This window comes from Achromobacter sp. FW305-C-30-7 (assembly GCF_058783105.1).
In genome coordinates, this window is record NZ_JBYSYI010000004.1 from 41,835 (window position 1) to 60,429 (window position 18,595).

The 18,595-nt window shown below is 68.0% G+C and carries 19 protein-coding genes; 11 read left to right on the forward strand and 8 right to left on the reverse strand.

Going from position 1 to position 18,595, the window contains the following annotated elements:
* Window positions 1-20: 20 nt before the first annotated feature.
* A complete protein-coding gene (locus tag AC3WOB_RS14005; protein WP_013394837.1) occupies window positions 21-1,598 on the reverse strand; it encodes an alkaline phosphatase family protein in 1,578 nt (525 codons plus the stop codon).
* A 137-nt stretch (window positions 1,599-1,735) separates the two neighbouring features.
* Between AC3WOB_RS14005 and AC3WOB_RS14010 the strand changes: the two genes are divergently transcribed.
* From AC3WOB_RS14010 to AC3WOB_RS14035, 6 genes are all read left to right on the forward strand, one after another.
* Window positions 1,736-2,554 carry an IclR family transcriptional regulator domain-containing protein gene (locus tag AC3WOB_RS14010; protein WP_013394836.1) on the forward strand — a complete coding sequence of 273 codons (819 nt, stop codon included), beginning with the start codon at window positions 1,736-1,738 and terminating at the stop codon, window positions 2,552-2,554.
* A 289-nt stretch (window positions 2,555-2,843) separates the two neighbouring features.
* Window positions 2,844-3,719, forward strand: a complete 876-nt coding sequence (locus AC3WOB_RS14015; RefSeq protein WP_492275369.1) for an NAD(P)-dependent oxidoreductase — start codon at window positions 2,844-2,846, stop codon at window positions 3,717-3,719.
* Between the two features lie 65 nt (window positions 3,720-3,784).
* Window positions 3,785-4,750 carry a Bug family tripartite tricarboxylate transporter substrate binding protein gene (locus AC3WOB_RS14020; RefSeq protein ID WP_492275370.1) on the forward strand — a complete coding sequence of 322 codons (966 nt, stop codon included), beginning with the start codon at window positions 3,785-3,787 and terminating at the stop codon, window positions 4,748-4,750.
* A gap of 34 nt (window positions 4,751-4,784) precedes the next feature.
* Window positions 4,785-5,462 carry an RraA family protein gene (locus tag AC3WOB_RS14025; RefSeq protein ID WP_013394833.1) on the forward strand — a complete coding sequence of 226 codons (678 nt, stop codon included), beginning with the start codon at window positions 4,785-4,787 and terminating at the stop codon, window positions 5,460-5,462.
* The gene (locus AC3WOB_RS14030) at window positions 5,459-6,505 is read left to right on the forward strand and encodes a hydroxyacid dehydrogenase (RefSeq protein ID WP_492275371.1); all 1,047 of its coding nucleotides are present in this window, start codon (window positions 5,459-5,461) and stop codon (window positions 6,503-6,505) included. The genes AC3WOB_RS14025 and AC3WOB_RS14030 overlap by 4 nt, the downstream gene beginning before the upstream one ends.
* A gap of 73 nt (window positions 6,506-6,578) precedes the next feature.
* A complete protein-coding gene (locus AC3WOB_RS14035; RefSeq protein WP_013394831.1) occupies window positions 6,579-7,229 on the forward strand; it encodes a GntR family transcriptional regulator in 651 nt (216 codons plus the stop codon).
* Window positions 7,230-7,239: 10 nt separating this feature from the next.
* Here AC3WOB_RS14035 and AC3WOB_RS14040 read toward each other — a convergent pair whose 3' ends face one another.
* Window positions 7,240-7,920 carry a TetR/AcrR family transcriptional regulator gene (locus AC3WOB_RS14040; RefSeq protein WP_013394830.1) on the reverse strand — a complete coding sequence of 227 codons (681 nt, stop codon included), beginning with the start codon at window positions 7,918-7,920 and terminating at the stop codon, window positions 7,240-7,242.
* A gap of 138 nt (window positions 7,921-8,058) precedes the next feature.
* Between AC3WOB_RS14040 and AC3WOB_RS14045 the strand changes: the two genes are divergently transcribed.
* The 3 genes from AC3WOB_RS14045 to AC3WOB_RS14055 are packed head-to-tail and all read left to right on the forward strand — an operon-like array spanning window position 8,059 to window position 10,603.
* On the forward strand, window positions 8,059-9,270 hold the full coding sequence (locus AC3WOB_RS14045; protein ID WP_013394829.1) for a Tm-1-like ATP-binding domain-containing protein: 1,212 nt from the start codon (window positions 8,059-8,061) through the stop codon (window positions 9,268-9,270).
* 11 nt (window positions 9,271-9,281) lie between these two features.
* Entirely contained in the window at window positions 9,282-10,112 is an 831-nt protein-coding gene (locus AC3WOB_RS14050; RefSeq protein WP_013394828.1) for a phosphoenolpyruvate hydrolase family protein, read from the forward strand.
* Window positions 10,113-10,159: 47 nt separating this feature from the next.
* Window positions 10,160-10,603: an SRPBCC family protein gene (locus tag AC3WOB_RS14055; RefSeq protein ID WP_013394827.1), complete on the forward strand. Its 444-nt coding sequence runs from the start codon at window positions 10,160-10,162 to the stop codon at window positions 10,601-10,603.
* 16 nt (window positions 10,604-10,619) lie between these two features.
* Here the strand turns inward: AC3WOB_RS14055 and AC3WOB_RS14060 are convergent, their stop codons facing one another.
* Window positions 10,620-11,585 (reverse strand): LysR family transcriptional regulator, encoded by a 966-nt coding sequence (locus AC3WOB_RS14060; protein WP_013394826.1) that lies wholly within the window; start codon window positions 11,583-11,585, stop codon window positions 10,620-10,622.
* A 127-nt stretch (window positions 11,586-11,712) separates the two neighbouring features.
* On the opposite strand from AC3WOB_RS14060, the gene AC3WOB_RS14065 reads away from it, so the two are divergent.
* Window positions 11,713-13,182, forward strand: a complete 1,470-nt coding sequence (locus AC3WOB_RS14065) for an N-acyl-D-amino-acid deacylase family protein (RefSeq protein WP_492275372.1) — start codon at window positions 11,713-11,715, stop codon at window positions 13,180-13,182.
* 32 nt (window positions 13,183-13,214) lie between these two features.
* On the forward strand, window positions 13,215-14,174 hold the full coding sequence (locus AC3WOB_RS14070) for a tripartite tricarboxylate transporter substrate binding protein BugE (protein ID WP_013394824.1): 960 nt from the start codon (window positions 13,215-13,217) through the stop codon (window positions 14,172-14,174).
* A 15-nt stretch (window positions 14,175-14,189) separates the two neighbouring features.
* On the opposite strand, the gene AC3WOB_RS14075 is transcribed toward AC3WOB_RS14070, so the two are convergent.
* From AC3WOB_RS14075 to AC3WOB_RS14095, 5 genes are read right to left on the reverse strand one after another with little or no spacing between them, the layout of a single operon-like run.
* Window positions 14,190-15,560 (reverse strand): sulfite reductase subunit alpha, encoded by a 1,371-nt coding sequence (locus AC3WOB_RS14075; protein WP_492275373.1) that lies wholly within the window; start codon window positions 15,558-15,560, stop codon window positions 14,190-14,192.
* Window positions 15,561-15,564: 4 nt separating this feature from the next.
* Complete coding sequence (locus tag AC3WOB_RS14080; protein ID WP_492275374.1) at window positions 15,565-16,590, reverse strand: FAD:protein FMN transferase; 1,026 nt, start codon at window positions 16,588-16,590, stop codon at window positions 15,565-15,567.
* Window positions 16,591-16,604: 14 nt separating this feature from the next.
* A complete protein-coding gene (locus tag AC3WOB_RS14085) occupies window positions 16,605-17,405 on the reverse strand; it encodes a DUF4198 domain-containing protein (RefSeq protein WP_013394821.1) in 801 nt (266 codons plus the stop codon).
* Window positions 17,406-17,425: 20 nt separating this feature from the next.
* Window positions 17,426-17,941 (reverse strand): DUF2271 domain-containing protein, encoded by a 516-nt coding sequence (locus tag AC3WOB_RS14090; RefSeq protein WP_013394820.1) that lies wholly within the window; start codon window positions 17,939-17,941, stop codon window positions 17,426-17,428.
* A 27-nt stretch (window positions 17,942-17,968) separates the two neighbouring features.
* On the reverse strand, window positions 17,969-18,595 hold the full coding sequence (locus AC3WOB_RS14095) for a PepSY-associated TM helix domain-containing protein (RefSeq protein WP_013394819.1): 627 nt from the start codon (window positions 18,593-18,595) through the stop codon (window positions 17,969-17,971).

The following is an 18,595-nucleotide window of genomic DNA, read 5'->3' on the forward strand; positions in this document are numbered from 1 at the left end:
GCGGGTCCAGGCGCGCTGCGCTACCACCTGCCGATATGGATGCCGGCCGATTCCTCCTTGCGTGTCCATCCCGTCATGGCGGCGTGGCTGACGGTGGGGTGGATCTTGCGGTTGCGCAGCCAGTCGAACAGCATGGCCTGGTAGCGTTCCCGGATGGCTGCGTGCGCGGGGTCCGCGCCCAGGTCGTCGTATTCGTCGGGGTCGGCGCGCAAGTCGAATAGCTGGGGGCGCAGGCCTTCGAAATGGACGTACTTCCATTCGTGGTCGCGCACCATGATGGTGTGGCAGCCGTCGGCGGGACGGCCCAGCGGCTCGCGCACGAAGTCGCGGAACGCGTAGTTGTTTTCCGAGTACACGGCGCGGCGCCAGTCTGCCGGTTCCTCGCCGCGCAGCAGCGGCAACAGGGAGCGTCCTTCGAGGATGTGGTCGGGAATCTCCGCGCCCAGGGCGTCCAGGATGGTGGGGACCAGGTCTATGGCTTCCACCAGCCGCGATTCCACGCCGCCGCGCCGGGCGTCGTCGCCTGGCAGGCGCACGATCAGCGGCACCTTGGCCACGCAGTCGTGGAACAGCTCCTTCTCGCCCAGGTAGTGATCGCCCAGGTAGTCGCCATGGTCGCTGCAGAAAATGACCATGGTGTCCTGGTCGCGGCCGCTGCGCCGCAGATAGTCGAACAGCACGCCCAACTGGTCGTCGAGCTGCTTGATCAGGCCCATGTAGGTGGGTATCACGGTCTCGCGCACTTGGTCGCAGGAGAAGTTCCTGCTGACCTCCGCCTGGCGAAAGCCCTGCAGCACGGGATGCGCATTCTCCAGTTCGCGCGCAACGCGCTTGGCCGCCTGGATGTCGTAGGTCGAATACATGGCGTGGTAAGGCGCGGGCGCAACATAGGGCCAGTGCGGCTTGATGTAGGACAGGTGCAGCACCCAGGGCTGCTCGCCGCTCTGCTCCATGAACTCGATCGCGCGCCGCGTCATGTAGGGCGTTTCGGAGTCCGTTTCGGCGACGCGCGCCGGCAGGCCGGCATAGCGCATGTTCCAGCCGGACAGGATCTCGCCGTTGGCGCCCAGCGCCGAATTGGCGTGGTCGTGCCAGGGGTTGGCACCGTCGTAGCCTTGCTGGCGCAGGTACTGCGTGTAGCGGTGCGATTCATCGCTGAAGCCCGGCGGCCAGATGCCATCGTCGCGGTCATAGGGCTCGAACCCGCCTTGCGCCGCCTGGATGCCCACGGCGCTCGCCGGGTCCAGGCCCAGGCGCCGCATGCCGGCCCTGTCGGCTTCCACGTGGGTCTTGCCCGCCACCGCCACGCGCACGCCCAGCGGGCGCAGATAGTCGCCCAGCGTCATTTCGCTGACCGGCATGGGTACGAAGTTCCACACGGCGCCGTGGCTGGTGACATAGCGGCCGGTGTAATAGGACATGCGCGAGGGGCCGCAGACCGGCCCCTGCACGAAGGCATTGTCGAAGCGCACGCCTTCGGCGGCCAGGCGGTCGATATTGGGAGTGCGCAGGCGCGGATGCCCATAGCAGGACAGATAGTCCCAGCGCAGTTGGTCGCACATGATCCAGAGCACATTGCGTACAGCCTGTCCGCTCATTCCCGCCTCTCGTCCGGTTCCGCCAGCCACCACGGCTTGCGATAGACGCCACGATATTTCGCGGGGGCTGGGCGGCTCAAGCAGGTTTTGCTAGAGTTTCACTGGGTGAAATTTCCAGATTTGTGGAAGAGGGCGCAATGAGCCGTTGGACGCCGAAGGTGAAGACCATAGATGCGCTGGAGCGCGGCCTGATCGTGCTGGACGAAGTGCGCGCCACGCAGGGCGCAAGCCTGCAGGAATTGCATGTGCGCACCGGCTATGCCAAGGCCACGCTGCTGCGCATCCTGGCGACGCTGCAATTGCGCGGGCTGATCTGGCGGCGGATCGCCGACGACTATTTCTGCCCGGCCAGTTCGCTCAATGAACCCAGCCGGCGCGCGCGCGTGCTGGACCTGCTGGGCCAGTGCGCGGCGCCCGAGCTGGACCGCCTGCAGGCGGAGGTGCTATGGCCGTCGGACCTGACGGTGCGGCGCGGCAGCGCCATGATCGTGCGCGAAACCAATCGCAGCCAGTCGTACTTCACCATCCGCCGCGACAACATCGGCTTCCAGATCAACATGCTGCGCTCCGCGGTGGGGCGGGCCTATCTGGCGTTCTGCGCCGACAAAGAGCGCGATTCGATCCTGGAGGCGTTGCGCCGCAGCCGCCGCGAGGGCGACGCGCTGGCGCACGATTGCGCCGCCGTGGCCAAGCTGCTGGAGCAGACGCGCCGCCAGGGCTATGCCCTGCGCGAGCAACGCTTCGGCGGCGACTACGACAAGACCCGCAAGGACCAGAACGACAGGCTGGAGGCCATTGCCGTGCCCATCATGGCCGCTCCGGGAAAGCTGTACGGCTGCGTCAACATTGTGTGGATCCAGGGCGTGCGCTCGACCGGGCAGATGGTCGAGCAGTGCCTGGAGCCGCTGTGCCGCACGGCGCGAGCCATCTCCGCCGGCATGGTCCGGCGCGCCTGAGGCGCCAGGAATGCACTGCGGCAGCTGGCTGCCGAGCAGCTCCGCGCATCGCGCCATCCCTTCTCTCTGAACGACCGCCAACCATCGCGAGGGCATGCGCCAATCCGGCGTCTGCCCCGCGTGGCGCGGCGCTTGCGGGCGTCTGGTTGCGACCGGCCGGGTACAGGCTTGGGTCAATGAATGTTTTTTTAATGTACTAAAAATATAGAAATCATAGGGTTTACACGAATAATATCAACGAAATTTTCATTCTATAAAGCATCATTGTTTTTTTTATGTATTTTTAGAGATGAAAATTGCTCTGTTGGGCTGCGGCGAGGTCGGTTCCTGCTGTGCGCAGGCATGGGGCGCCGCCGGGCATACGCTGGTCGGGATCTGCGAGTTGCGGCAGGACGAGGAAATGGCGGGACGCGCCCGGCGTCATGGCGCGGGATTGCACGCCGAGCCCGGCGCATGGCTGGGAGAGGCGGATATCGTCGTGTCGGCGGTGTACGGCCATGCGGCGCTGGAGATGGCGCGGCAGAGCTTTCCGCATATGCGCCAGGACGCGGTCTATGCCGACTTCACGACAGCCAGCGCGCCCGACATGCAGGCCGCTTCGGCGGCCGCAGCGGAACGGAACATCGACTTCACCGACGTCGCGATCATGGGCGCCATTGCCCTGTTGGCGGAACGCACGCCCTTGCTCTGCGCGGGGACCGGCACGGACGCGGTGCTGCGGCTGGCAGAGAGCGGCGGGGCGCCGGCGCGCGCCATACAGGGAGCGGCGGGCGATGCCGTGCGCCTGAAGCTGCTGCGCAGCATCATGACCAAGGGCATGGAAAGCCTGGCGGTGGAATGCCTGGTGGCGGCCGAATCCATGGGATTGAGAGCCTCGCTTTACGAGGTGCTGGCGGACATAGACCAGACGCCGCTTACGGCCTTCATGGATTCGTTCGTCCGATCCCACGTGCTGCATGCCCAGCGCCGGCAGGCGGAAGTCCGCGAAGCCCGCGAGCAACTGATCGAGGCGGGACTGGAGCCCCTGGTTCTGGACGGCGTCGAACGGCTTTTCAGCCGCACCAGCATGGGCATCCAGGACGCGCGGGCGAGTGGCGATTTCAATCTGCCGGATTCGGTCGAGGCGCGCCTGGCCTGGCTGACGGCTTTGGCGCGCGAGCGCTGAGCGCCGCGCTGCATCGCGACGCAGCGACGGCATATCCAACAAGAATCAACTGTGCGAGGAAGACAATGAAGGCTCTGAAGAAACTCCTGGCGGCAACGCTGGTGCTGGGTTGCGCCGCCGCGAACGCGGCGGATATGGGCACGGCGCCCATCACGCTCATTTCCCCGTTTCCGCCTGGCGGCGGCACCGATACGCTGACCCGCATGATCGGCAGCGCGATCGGTCAGGACCAGGGCTGGAACATGGTGGTGGAGAACAAGCCGGGCGCCGGCGGCAACCTGGCGCTGGACGCCACCGCCCGCGCGCGTCCGGACGGACATACGCTGGTGATGGCCCAGACCGACAACATCGTGCTGAATCCCTGGCTCTACAACAAGCTCAGCTACGACACGTTCAAGGATTTCCGGCCTGTCGGTCCCGTGGCCACATCGCCGAGCGTTTTCGTGGTCCTGCCCGAATCCCCGTTCAAGACGGTCGGCGATGTGGTCAAGGCAGCGCAAGCTCGCCCTGGTCAGGTTTCGCTCGGCATTCCCGGCATCGGCGGCACTGGCGACCTGACCGGCTATCTCTGGCGCAAGGCCGCGAACATGGAGTTGATGCATGTGCCTTACCGGGGCTGGGGCCAGGCGTTCCCGGACCTGGCCAGCGGCCGCATCGATATGTATGTGGGCTCCGTGGCTTCGCTGCTGCCGCAGATCCGCGGCGGCAAGGTCCGCGCGCTGGCGGTGGTTGCCAAGGAACGCGCGCCGGCCTTGCCCGACGTGCCCACGTTCGTGGAAAGCGGATTCAAGACGATCGACCAGTCGATATGGTGGGGGTTGATGGCACCCGCCAAGACGCCGGATGACGTGGTCGCCGCATTGAACCGGGCCTTGCAGCAGGTCCAGTCCCAGCCAGAACTGGTGAAAAAACTGGAAGACGCCGGCTATAGCGTGCTCAAGGGCGCGCCCGAGGATCTGGCTCGCCAGCATCGGGCGGATCACGAGATCTTCGGCAAGGTCGTGCAGGACGCCGGCATTCCCAAACAGTAATGGCAACGCATTGCAATTCCCGACAGGAGCAAACATGATCGGTTTTGAGATCCACGCCCGCAAGCGTGCGGCAAGCAAGCAAACCGTGGACAAGTTCAAAGGCGTGCCGGTCGCCAACATCAGCGACTGCATGTCGCGGATGACGGCCGGCGGTGCGCGCTTGCAGCCCATGCACGATGGCAGCCCGCTGGCCGGTCCGGCCCTGACCGTGCGCACCCGCCCTGGCGACAATCTGCTGGTGCACAAGGCGCTTGATCTGGCGCAGCCCGGCGACGTGATCGTGGTGGATGCGGGTGGCGACCTGACCAACGCCATCATCGGCGAAATCATGACCAGCTACGCGCAGACGCGCGGCATTGCGGGCATTGTGATCAATGGCGCGATTCGCGACAGCGGCACGATCCGCCGCGGCGCGTTTCCGGTCTATGCGGCCGGCGTGACCCACCGGGGGCCCTACAAGGACGGGCCCGGCGAGATCAACTGCGTCATTTCCCTGAACGGCATGACGATTGCGCCGGGCGATCTGATCCTGGGCGACGAGGACGGCCTGCTGTCGATTCCGTTCGAGCAGACTGAAGCGGTCTATCTGGCTGCCGCGTCCAAGCACGAACTGGAAACGAAGATGCTGGCTGACATCGCGGCGGGATCGCTGGATACCTCCTGGGTCGATGCCCGGCTCAAGCAGCTGGGTTGCACGGAGGCGCGGTCGTGAGCGTGACGGCGCGGCTGCCGGGCGGCATGCGCATCGTCCGGTTGGATCTCTGGATCGACCCTGCGTTCGACGCTTGCATCCAGGGCGAGCCCGGCTTGAGCGTCGAAGTGCTGCCTGCGCGCGACGAGACGATCACGGCGGCGGGATTGGCCGGCGCGCATGCCTACCATGTCAGCGCGGCCAAGGACGAGGTCCCCGCGCGCTGGCAAGTGTCGGAAAGCCTGCTGGCACAGTGCCCGGCACTGCTTTGCGCGTCCTCGGGCGGCGCGGGCTACGACACCGTGGACGTAGCGGCCTGCACGCAGGCCGGGGTGGCCGTGGTGAACCAGGCCGGCGCCAACGCCGCGTCAGTGGCGGAAATGACGTTTGCCTTGCTGCTGTCGCTGGTCAAGCGCCTGCGTGAATCCCAGTCTGCGCTGCTGGCGGGATCCGCCGCCTCGCGCGAGGCCCTGATGGGGCGCGAGATCGAAGGGCGCGTGCTGGGGATCGTGGGCATCGGTGAAATTGGCCGCCGAGTGGCACGTATTGCCGCCGGCTTCGGCATGCGGGTGATGGCATGCGATCCGCTGCTTGCGCCCGAGGAAATCCGCTCCCGCGGCGCCGAGCCCGTGAGCCTCCCGCAACTGCTCGAACAGGCCGACGTGGTGAGCCTGCATTGCCCGCTGAATGACGACACGCGGGGCATGATCGGGACCGCGGCGTACGCCAGGATGCGTCCCGGCGCGCTGTTCATTTCGACCGCGCGCGGCGGCATCCATGACGAGCAGGCGCTGCTTGCCGCCTTGCAGGACGGGCGGTTGGCCGGCGCGGGGCTGGATGTCTGGGACGAGGAGCCTCCCCCGCCCGGGCATGGCCTGCTGCTGCGTTCCGATGTCGTGGCGACCTACCACACGGGAGGCGTCACGCACGAAGGCCGGCGCAAGGTCGCGCAAGGGTCCGCCAGCCAGATCATGGAAATGTTGGCCGGACGCCGCCCCGAACGGCTGCTGAATCCGGAGGTCTGGCCCAGGTTCCTGGAGCGGCTTGCGCAACGCCAGTATTGACGCAGCCAGGCGCGATTGCCGGGATGGGCTTCCGGTATAGTTCGAGAACCCTGATCTGGAGTCATGCGCCATCATGTCGAGCGCCCGCGATTACGTCTATGCAGAGTTGCGCCGCCGCTTGATGGCGGGCGCTTTCATGCCCGGCGAACGGCTGCGCGAAGAACACATCGCCGCCGAACTCTCCGTCAGCCGGACGCCGGTGCGCAGCGCGATCGAACGCCTGGTGACGGACGGTCTGGTCAAGCACGAAGGCCGGCGCGGAGCCGTGGTGCTGGGCTGGCAGGACCGCGACATCGACGAAGCGTTCGAGCTGCGCATGCTGCTTGAACCGTATTCCGCCAAGGCGGCGGCCGAACGGGCCAGCCCGGAGCAGATAGGCGAACTCGAGCGCATCAACCAGTGCATGCTCGATGCCATCAACGCCGATGCTCCCGACAGCGTCGCGCAGGTGCAGCACTTCAACAACCAGTTCCACCACGCGCTGCTCGAAGCGGCGCAATCCGCCCGCGTGCGGTCCATGGTGGAAAGCTTGCTGGACATGCCCATCATCATCGGCTCGTTCTACTTCTACACCAAGGACGACATGCTGCGCAGCGTGGAGCATCATCGCCAGATCATCGCGGCGCTGCGCGCGCGCGATGCGGAATGCGCCCAGATCGCCATGCGCTTCCATCTGGCTGCCACGCATCTGCTTTTCCGCAGCCACCGCAAGTCGGGCCAGTAGCGGGCCGGCGTTACTTCCGGACGCGCTTTGCTGGCGCTTCCTTGCCGGACCCGGCCTCGGCCAGCGCCTGCGCGATGATGGCCTGGGCGGTCCAGCGCGCCACGTCCGTGAGTTCGGGCAGCTCCAGTTTCCAGATGTCCTTCAACACCAGGAACACCTCGGTGCCGTAGACCAGCGACAGGGCCTGCGTCACGCGGTCCAGTTGGGCCGGCGTCAGTTCGGCGGACAGCGGCGCGATGGCGCGCTTGAGGATGTCGACGCGATGCCCGCGCACCAGCCGCGGTTCGGCGCCGCCACGGCCGGCGCTGGCCTCGGCGTGCTGCTGCAGCGACACCATGATGGCGGCGCGCAGCGGCGCTTCATGCGATTCGAGCCGGGGATAGGCGAAGCGCAGCAGTTCGTCGACCCGCCCGGCGGCGTCTGGCGCGGCCGAGTCCCAGGCCAGGATGGGGCCGAGGCTCTCGTCCACCACGGCGGCGATCAGCGCGCTCTGGCTGGGAAAGTAGCGGTAGGCGGTGGCGCGCGAGACCTGCGCGTGTTCGGCCAGTTCGGCCACCGATGGCGTGATGCCTTCGGCCATCAGCCGCTGCGCCGCATCCAGCAGGGTCTTGCGCATGCGCGCGCGCGGCCCGTGCGGCGGCTCGCCGCTGGCGGCGGCCTGCGGACTGGCCGGCGCGATCAGCCGCGCCATGCCGGTTGCGGAGGGGGCGGGAGTTTGACGTGAGACAGGTGTCTCAGTATGATTCTTTCGTCTCATTTCTAGATTCTACAGGCCTAGCGGCCTCACATATCGAGGCGCGCACCGAGTGTAGCCGCCCGCGGAGGAGTCATGACGCATTCGAACCGGCGGGTCTACGTGGCCGCCACCTACGACACGAAAGGCCAAGAGGCCGAATACGTGATGGACCTGCTGCGGCGGGATGGGCTGGACCCGGTATCGGTGGACGTGTCCACCTCCGGCGCCGCCAGCGCGGCCCAGGTGCAGGCCAGCGAGGTGGCCGCCAGCCATCCCGGGGGCGCCGGCGCGGTCTTCACCGGCGACCGGGGTACGGCCATCGCGGCCATGGCGCTGGCCTTCGAACGCTACGCTGCCGCCAATGCGGAAATCGGCGCGCTGCTGGGCCTGGGCGGTTCGGGCGGCACCGCCTTGATCACGCCGGCCATGCGCGCGCTGCCCATCGGCACGCCCAAGCTGATGGTGTCGACCATGGCCTCGGGCAATGTCGCGCCCTATGTCGGGCCGTCGGACATCGCCATGATGTATTCCGTGACCGACGTCGCGGGCCTGAACCGCATTTCGCGCCGGGTGCTGGCCAACGCCGCCGGCGCGATCGGCGGCGCCTTCCGGCAGGCCGCCCGCGCGGTCGCCGACGACGGCCGGCCCGCCGTGGGCATCACCATGTTCGGCGTCACCACCGCCTGCGTGCAGCAAGTCACGCCGCTGCTGGAGTCCCGCTACGACTGCCTGGTATTCCACGCCACGGGCACGGGCGGGCAGTCGATGGAAAAGCTGCTGGACAGCCGTTTGCTGGGCGGCGTGCTGGACCTGACCACAACCGAAGTCTGCGACTTCCTGTTCGGCGGCGTGCTGGCCTGCACCGAGGACCGTTTCGGCGCCGTGGCCCGCACCGGCTTGCCCTACGTGGGCTCCTGCGGCGCGCTGGACATGGTGAACTTCGGCGCCATGGACACCGTGCCGGAGCGCTACCGCGGCCGCAAGTTCTATCCGCACAATCCGCAGGTGACGCTGATGCGCACCACCGTGGAAGAAAACACCCGCCAGGGCGAGTGGATCGCCGCCCGCCTGAACCAGTGCCAGGGGCCGGTGCGCTTCCTGATCCCGGAAGGCGGCGTATCCGCGCTGGACGCGCCGGGCCAGGCGTTCTGGGACCCGGAGGCCGACGCTGCCCTGTACGCGGCGCTGGAGGCGAATCTGGTGCAGACCGCCGACCGCCGCCTGGTGCGCGTGCCTTGCCACATCAATGACCCGCTGTTCGCCCAGACCGCGGTCGACCAATTTCTTGAAATCGCCACACACTGAGGACCGCCGCCATGCCGCGCTTTGACCGCAACGAACTCCTGGACAAGTATCGCGCCATGGTGCGCGCGCGCACGCCCATCGTCGGCGGTGGCGCGGGCACCGGCCTGTCGGCCAAGTGCGAGGAAGCGGGCGGCATCGACCTGATCGTGATCTACAACTCGGGCCGCTACCGCATGGCGGGCCGCGGTTCGCTGGCCGGCCTGCTGGCCTATGGCAACGCCAACGAGATCGTGGTGGACATGGGGCGCGAAGTCCTGCCGGTGGTGAAGAAGACACCGGTGTTGGCCGGTGTCAACGGCACCGATCCGTTCTGCGACTTCGACGTGTTTCTCGACGACCTCAAGCGCCAGGGCTTTGCCGGCGTGCAGAACTTTCCCACCGTGGGCCTGATCGACGGCACCTTCCGCGCCAATCTGGAAGAGACCGGCATGGGCTATGCGCTGGAAGTGGACATGATCCGTCTGGCGCATCAGAAGGGCATGCTGACCACGCCCTACGTGTTCAACGAGGACGACGCCGTTGCCATGACGAAGGCCGGGGCCGACATCATCGTGGCCCACATGGGCCTGACGACTGGCGGCTCGATCGGCGCGGAAACCGCGCAGACGCTGGACGACTGCGTGGCGGCCATCGACCGCATCGCCGCGGCCGCGCTGGCGGTGCGGCCGGATATCATCGTGCTGTGCCATGGCGGTCCGATAGCCACGCCCGAAGACGCGGCCCACGTGCTGCGCGCGTGCAAGCATTGCCATGGCTTCTACGGCGCCAGCTCGATGGAGCGGCTGCCGACTGAACAGGCATTGACCGCGGCGACCCGCGAATTCAAGAGCCTGACGTTCTGATTCCGTAGTTTCCTCAATCCCTGGGCCGCGCGCCCGCAGGAGTCCGCATGCCGCACACCGTATACGTCAGCGCCATCATCCACGCGCCGCTACAGAAAGTCTGGGCCAGTTTCCGCGATTTCAACGGCCTGGCCGACTGGCACCCCGGCATCGCCGAAAGCCGCCTGGAAGAGGGCGGCCGCCATGACGCCGTGGGCAGCGTGCGGCACCTGTCGCTCAAGCCTTCCGGCTTCGTGCGCGAGCAGTTGCTGATGCTGGACGATCCGGGCACGGCGCTGCGCTATTCCATCGTCGAGACCGACCTGCCCATGCGCGACTACACCGCCGGCGTGTCGCTGCATGCCGTCACCGAAGGCGGCCAGACGCTGGTGGAATGGTGGGCGGATTTCCGCGTCGAGGGCGCGGAATTGAGCGACGTAGTGAACGCCGTGGGTCGCAACGTGTTCGCGGCGGGACTGGCGGCGCTAGACGAGAAGCTGCGCGGGGCCTGAGCGCGCCGCGCTGCTTTTACGCTTTCAAGCCTTTGGCCGGCATGCGTTTGCAGCCGGCCGGCAACTGCGCCGTGCGCAGATAGTCGTGAATGGCGTGGATCAGGGCTTGCGCGGCGGGGCTCAAGGGGTATTCCTTGTGGCGGATGATGCAGACCGTGCGCACCACCGTGGGCCGGGCCAGCAGGGCATAGGCCAGGCCGGGCTCCATCACCCGTTGCGCCGCCAGCGCCGGCAATAGCGCCACGCCGAGTCCGGCCTGGACCAGCGCCGCCTGCGAGGTGGTGCTGGAAGCCTCGTAGAAGGGCGCGCCGGCCTCTATCGGCAGGTCGGCGCGGGCCCGCAAGAGCGCCATGATGCCGGTCTCGTCCACCACCCCGACCAGCTTGCGGCCGGCCAGATCCGACCAGCGCATCGTGCCGTCGCGCGCCGGGCGCAGACTGGCGTCGTCCTCCCGATACAGTACGCCGAAGCGGTCCTCCAGCAGGGCGTCGAACTGCAGTCCGGGCGCGTCGGCCCAGCGGCTGGTCAAGCCGAAATCAACTTCGCGCGCGGCGACCTTGCGCTGGATGCGGCCGGAGTTGTCGTCGCTGAGGTACAGCCGCACGGCCGGATAGCGGGCCGAGTAGGCCGCGGCGGCGGGCGCGATGATCTGCGTGATGGCCGACGGCGCCGCCGCCACGCCGACGCGTCCGCGCTCCAGCGCGCCGTAGCGCTGCACATCGTCTATCACTCCATCGAAATCCGCCAGCAGCCGCATGACGCGCGGCAGGAATTCCTCGCCCGCCGCTGTCAGCAGCACGCGCCGGCTGGTGCGCGCGAACAGCTGCGTGGCCAGCGCGTCCTCCAGTTGCCGCACCAGGCTGGTCACGGACGACTGAGTCTGGAACAGGCGCTTGGCCGCATGCGTGAAGCTGGATTCCTGGGCCACCGCGACGAAGGCGGTCAGGTGTTTCAGGGTGACGTGCTTGGGCAGACGATTCATTTCAAATCATGATAGATGGATCAATTAAAACAATTTTCCCAGATTGATCGGGCCGACGATACTAGACCCTTTCGGCGTCCGCGGATTCAAGCGCGTCCGCCGGCAAGACCCTCAAGGCGGGAGCACCATGCGGCAGGAACCTCTGGATCTGATCATCGAAGGCGGCTGGGTCGTCGACGGCCTGGGCGGCCCCCGGCGCCGCGCCGACGTGGGCGTGGCGGGCGAACGCATCGCCGCCATCGGCGACCTGTCGGGGGCAGCGGCTGCGCACAGGGTGGACGCGCGCGGCAAGATCGTGGCGCCGGGCTTCATCGACGTGCACGGCCACGATGACCTGATGTTCGTGGAACGGCCCGGCCTGGAATGGAAGACCAGCCAGGGCATTACTTCGGTGGTGGTGGGCAATTGCGGCGTGAGCGGCGCGCCCGCGCCCTTGCCGGGCAATACCGCCGCGGCGCTGGCGCTGCTGGGGGAAACGCCCCTGTTCGCCGATATGCAGGCCTATTTCAGCGAGCTGCGCGTGCAGCGGCCCATGATCAACGTGGCGGCGCTGGTGGGGCACGCCAACCTGCGCCTGGCCGCCATGCGCGACCCTGCGGCGCAGCCTACGGCCGAAGAACAGGAGAGCATGCAGCGCATGCTGGACGAAGCCCTGGCCGCGGGCGCGGTGGGCTTCAGCACCGGCCTGGCGTACCAGCCCGGCGGCGCGGCCCGCCCCGCTGAGCTGGAAGGCCTGGCGCGGGTGGCGGCGGCGCGCGGCGCGATGCACACCAGCCATATCCGCAACGAAGGCGACGCGGTCGAAGAGGCCGTCGACGAGGTGCTCTCGGTGGGGCGCAATACCGGCTGCGCCACCGTGCTGTCGCACCATAAGTGCATGATGCCGCAGAACTGGGGCAAGAGCCGCGCCACGCTGGCGAACATCGACCGCGCGCGCGGCGAGGGCGTCGAGGTGGCGCTGGACATCTACCCGTACCCCGGCAGTTCCACCATCCTGATTCCGGAGCGCGCCGAAATCATCGAAGACATACGCATCACCTGGTCCACACCGCATCCGGAATGCAGCGGCCAGTTCCTTGGCGACATCGCGGCGCGCTGGGGCTGCGACAAGACCTCGGCGGCGCAGCGCCTGTGCCCGGCGGGCGCCATCTATTTCGCGATGGACGAGGCCGAGGTCCAGCGCATCTTCCAGCACGAGTGCTGCATGGTGGGCTCGGACGGGCTGCCCAACGACGCCCATCCGCATCCCCGGTTGTGGGGCAGCTTCACGCGCGTGCTGGGCTGCTATGTGCGCGAGGCCGAACTGATGACGCTGGAGAGCGCCGTCGCCAAGATGACGTCCCTGCCGGCGCGTGTGTTCGGCCTGGGCGGACGCGGCCAGTTGAGCGAGGGCGCCTGGGCCGACATCGTCGTGTTCGACGCCGACACGGTCGAGGACCGCGCCACCTGGGAGTCGCCGACGCTGGCGTCCGCCGGGGTGGAGCACGTGCTGGTCAATGGCCAACAGGTCTTCCCGGCAGAAGCCGGGACGGCCCGCCCCGGCAAGATCCTGCGCCGCGAGGCGATGGCGCAAGCCGCCGCCAGTGCAGCCACATAAGAATTCCAACCATCCCTACAGGAGACATACCCATGATGCGCAAGACTTGCGTTGCCCTGGCGCTGGCCGCCGTGCTGCCCGCCGCCCACGCGGCATTTCCCGACCATCCCATTACGCTGATCGTGCCGTTTCCCGCCGGCGGACCGACCGACATCGTGGGCCGTCTCGCCGCCGCGAAAGCCGGCGAGATCCTGGGCCAGCAGATCGTGGTGGAGAACCGCACGGGCGCGTCCGGCACCATAGGCATGACCGCCACCGCGCGCGCCAAGCCGGACGGCTACACCGTCGGCCTGGCCACCGTCAGCACGCATGGCACCGCGCCGCACCTGTTCCCCAAGCTGGCCTACGACCCGGTCAAGGACTTCACGCCCGTCAGCAACCTGGTTACCAGCCCCAACATCCTCAGCGTCAATCCGCAGTTTCCGGCCAAGACGCTGGCTGAGTTCGTCGAGCACGTGCGCGCCAATCCCAACAAGGACGGTTATGCCAACGCCGGCGCAGGCGGCGTGAACGACCTGGGCATGATCTGGTTCCTGCAGATCATCGGCGGCAAGATGAACAGCATCTCCTACCGCGGATCGGCGCCCGCGCTGACCGACACGGTGGGCGGCGTGGTGCCGGTGATCTTCGATAATTTCCCCTCGTCGCTGCCCTACCTGAAGAGCAATCACCTGCGCGCCCTGGCCATCACCGGCGCCCAGCGCAATCCGCGCCTGCCGGACGTGCCGACGTTCGCGGAGCAGGGCTACAAGGACTACGACGTGACCGCCTGGTACGGCGTGGTGGGCCCGGCCGGCATGCCTGACGACGTGCGCGACAAGCTGGCCGACGCCTTCGCGCGCGCCGTGCGCGATCCGGCCACCGCGGCCAAGATGGAAGAGACGGGCGCTTTTCCGCTGGGCAATACTCCGGCCGAATTCGGCCAGCAGATCCGCGCCGAGCGCGACCGCTGGAAGACCGTGATCGACAAGGCCGATATCAAGCTGCAGTAAGCGCAGCGGCCGCGTTCAGTACACGTCGCGGCGGTAGCGGCCGTCGCGCTGCATGGCCTGCAGGCGCGCGGCGCCCAGGATGTCCTGCAAGGCGGCGTCCACGCCGCCGGCCATGCCTTGCAGGCTGCCGCAGACGTAGATGGCGGCGCCCATGTCGGCCCAGGCGCGCACGGCCTCGGCCTCGTCGCGCAGGTGGTGCTGCACGTAGCGGCGATCAGCCTGATCGCGCGAGAACACGGCGTCCACGCGTTCCAGCGTGCCGTCCTCGCGCCAGGCCTCGATCTCATCCCGGCAGAACCAGTCGTGCGCGGCATTGCGTTCGCCGAAGACCAGCCAGTTGCGCCGGTGGCCCGCGGCGCGGCGCGCCTTGATCAGGGCGCGCAGGCCGGCCAGGCCGGTGCCGTTGCCCACCAGGAGCAGCGGGCGCTCGTCGGCCGGCGCGTGGAAATTGCGGTTGACGCGTACGCGCAGGTCGATCGCGTCGCCGGGTCGGGCGACGTGGGTCAGCCAGCCGCTACCCAGTCCCAGCGCACCGTCGGCGCCGCGCATCTGGCGCACCAGCAACTGAATCGAACCGTCTTCGGGCAGCGAGGCGATCGAGTATTCGCGATGCGCCAGCAAGGGGCCGCCGGCTTCGCGCCGCGGGCCGATCTCGGCGATGTCGCCCGCCTGCCAGCTGCGCGCGCCATCGGCAGGCGGCGTCAGCGTCAACAGGTAGCAAGGGCCACCCTGGCTTTGTGGATTGAGCTGCTCGCGCGCGGCCAGGCGCCAGGATTCGTAGACCGGCGCCTGCCAGTCGGGCAGGTCGCTGCGTCCGGCCAACAGGCCCAGGTGGTGTTGCCAATGCCGCAGGGCTGCCGGGTCGCCATTGTCGACTTCGACCAGATCGAACAGGGGGGTCGCGCCTTGCGCGTGCAGCCAGTCGTCCAGGCGATGGCCGAAGCCGCAGAATTGGGCGTATTCGCTGTCTCCCAGCGCCAGCACTGCGTAATGCGCGCCGGCCAGCGCGGGGGCCGCCTGCTGCATCTGTTCGGCGAAGGCCGCGGCGGCATCGGGCGGATCGCCTTCGCCATAGGTGCTGACCACGAACAGCATGCGGCGGTACTCCGCCAGGCGTTTGGCGTCCAGTTGTTCCATGGCGGCCACGCGCAGGGCCAGGCCGCCCGAGCGCAGGGAGTCGGCGGTCTGCGCCGCCAGCGATTCGGCATAGCCCGTCTGCGTGGCGTAGGCGATCAGCAAAGTGTCTTCGGGGACCGGCGCTTGCAGGGCTTGCAGCGCCAGCGCCTGCTGAGCCTCGTGACGCAGGGCGCGGCGCCGGGCCCAGACGCACAGCAGCAGCCAGGCTCCCACCACGCATGCCGCCGCGATCAATCGTGTTGCTGGCATGGCGTCAGGCTATGGCGGCCAGCGCCTGGAATGCAGGCGTGGCGACGACGCGCCAGGCGTCGCGCTCGCGCAGGATGAACAAGGCCGCCAGATCGTGGCGGCGCGCGTAGGCCAGGCCCTCGTCTTCGCCCAGCACGGTCAGGGCGGTGGCGAGCGCGTCGGCTTGCATGCATCCGGGATGCAGCACGGTGACCGAGGCCAGTTGGTTGCGTACCGGCAGGCCGCTGCGCGGATCGATGGTGTGGGCGTAGCGTTCGTCGCCGCTGCCGGCGTGGCGCCGGTAGTCGCCCGAGGTGGCGATGCTGCGGTCGCACAGCGGCAACGCCAGTGCGTGGTCGTCGCTGGCGTCCGGCACTTCGATGGCCACGCGCCAGGACTGGCCGTCGGGCCGCCGGCCGCGCGCACGCAACTCGCCGCCCACTTCGACCAGGTAATGGGCAATGCCCAGGGCATCAAGCGCCATCGCGGCGCGATCCACGCCGTAGCCCTTGGCGATGGAGGAAAGGTCCAGATAGGCGCCGCCCGGCTGCAGTGCGGCGCGGCGTTCGGCATCGAGCTGTACGCGGCGCCAGCCGCAGCGGGCGCGCGCGGCATCGATGGCGGCGGGCGAGGGCGGTTCAAACGCGCGCTGATGCGGCCCGAAACCCCAGGCGTTCACCAGCGGCCCGACCGTGGGGTCATACGCGCCGCCGCTGTCCTCGGCCAGCGCCAAGGCATGGCTCAATACGTGGAAGAACTCCGCCGGCAGATCCTGCCAGCCGGATGCAGCCTGGTTGTAGCGCGTGATGTCGGAATCGGCTTCCCAGGTGCTCATCTGGGCGACCACCTCGTCCAGCGCGGCCTGGATGGCCTGGCGCGCAGCGGCCTCCGTGCGTCCGGCCGGCAGCGCCATGCGCGCCGACCAGGTGGTGCCCATGGTGGCGCCGGCCAGCGCCGCGGGCGCCGCCGGCATTGCCGGCATGGCGCCGTAGGCGACGCGCACGGCCGTGGCCGGCGCGCCGTGCTGGGCGTAGGAAGGAGTACTGGCCATGCGCCTGCAGCGGTTTAGGGCTGCAGCACTTCGACGGTGCCGGCGTAGGACAGGCGGCGCTTCTTGGCTTGCGGCACGCTGACCTTGGCGTCTTCCATGCCGGCCTCGATCCAGTACAGGCCGGGCTGCGGCCACTTCACCGAGAACTTGCCGTCCTTGTCCGTCTTCAGCTGGATCTCGCCGACCTTGTCGCGATAGCGGCTGCCGCCGGGCACCACGTTGACTTCGAGGTCCGCGGCGGGCTTGCCGTCCAGCAGCATCTGGAAGGTGGCGGGTTCGTCGGTGAACAGGTCGTTCGGGTGGGTCACGGGCGCCAGTTCCAGGCCGCGGCCCACGGGCTTCACGGCCGAGGGCTTGCCGGCGGTCACGAAGGTTTCGACGCGGCCCAGGCTTTGCGAGACTTCCAGCTCATCGGCCTTGGCCGGCACGGCTTGCGCCAGACCTTCGGGCTTGCCGAAGTAGCGCTTGTTCTTGCCGTCTTCCTTCCAGCGCGCGAACACGCCGTCGTTGACCACGGCTACGCGGTAGGTGCCGGCCTGCTTCAGTTGCAGGTCGAAGGTGCTGCGCAGCTTGCCCTTGTTGACGTTATCGGCTTCGGCGGCGCTGCCGTCCGGCGCCGTCACGGCCAGGCCGTCCAGGCGCAGCGGCGCGTGGTTGAAGTAGAACTTGTCGTTGCCGACGGCGGCGTCGACGGTGACCCAGCTGTCGACGCCGGACAGCACGGTCGAGGATGGCACCATCCAGACGTCATGCGCCTGGGAGGCGAAGGGCAGACACAGCGCCAGGGCGGCGGCCAGTTTGGCGGCGGATTTCATCGTTGTGCTCCTAGGAGGTCTCAGGGTTTCAGGTCGAGCGCGATGGCGCCCAGTTCGTGTTCGCCGCGCGCCGTCAACTGCTCGGCTTTTTGCGGCGGCCATTGGAAGGGGATGCGCAGCAGCTCGCGGCCGCCGACTTCGCGCGCGGCTTCGACCACCACGGCGTATTGGCCGGGCTTGAGGCCCGACAGGGGCTTGCTGGCCGCGTCAAAGCTCAGGGCGTGCTTGCCCACGGGCTTGGTGGCGCCGCTGACGCCGTCCACCGGGAACTTCTGGTTGCGGCCGCTGCGGCGCCACCACTGGCGCATGTCCTTGAGCCATTCCGTGCCTTCGTCGTTCTTCTTGGCCACGTCGTACCAGACGGCCAGGTCGGTGGCCACGCTCTGGTCGGGGTTCTCGATCCAGATCGCCACGTAGGGACGGTGGTACTCGGCCACATCCAGGCGCGGGATCTCGATGGACAGGCCGATGTCGGCCGCTTGGGCCGTTCGGGCGATCAGGCCGGCCAGCAGGGCCGACAACAACAGCTTGCGCATGGAAATCTCCAGGGCGGATCGTTGGAATCAATGTATGAAAAGCAGGGCCAGCACCACCGGGATCACCACGCCCAGGCCGACCATGGGCCAGGTCGCGCTGCGGTTGCCGGCGTGCATCTTGAGCAGCACCAGTCCGGTCAGCGAAAAGACCAGACAGGCGACGGCGAAGATGTCGAGGAACCAGCTCCACGCCAGGCCGGTGTTGCGGCCCTTGTGCAAATCGTTCAGGTACGAGATCCAGCCGCGGTCGGTGCGTTCGTATTCGACGTCGCCGCTGGCCAGGTCGATGGACAGCCAGGCGTCGCCGCCGGCGCGCGGCAGCGACAGGTAGACCTCATCGGCGGACCACTCGGCCGGCTTGCCGGCGGCGGACGTGTCCAGCGTGTCGTCCAGCCACTGCGCCACGGGCGCGGGCAACGGAGCCTTTTTCTGCTTGGGCGCGGGGGTCAGTTGCTGCAGGACGGCGGCGGGCATGTGCGCTTCGCGGCTGGTCACCACTGCCTTGGCCTCGATGTGCGAGGCATTGTTCAGGGTCAGGCCCGTGACCGCGAACAGCAGCATGCCCAACAGGCACAACGCCGAGCTGATCCAATGCCATTGGTGCAGCGTCTTGAGCCAATAGGCCCGGCGGCGGGGAGTGGGTTGACTGTCCAT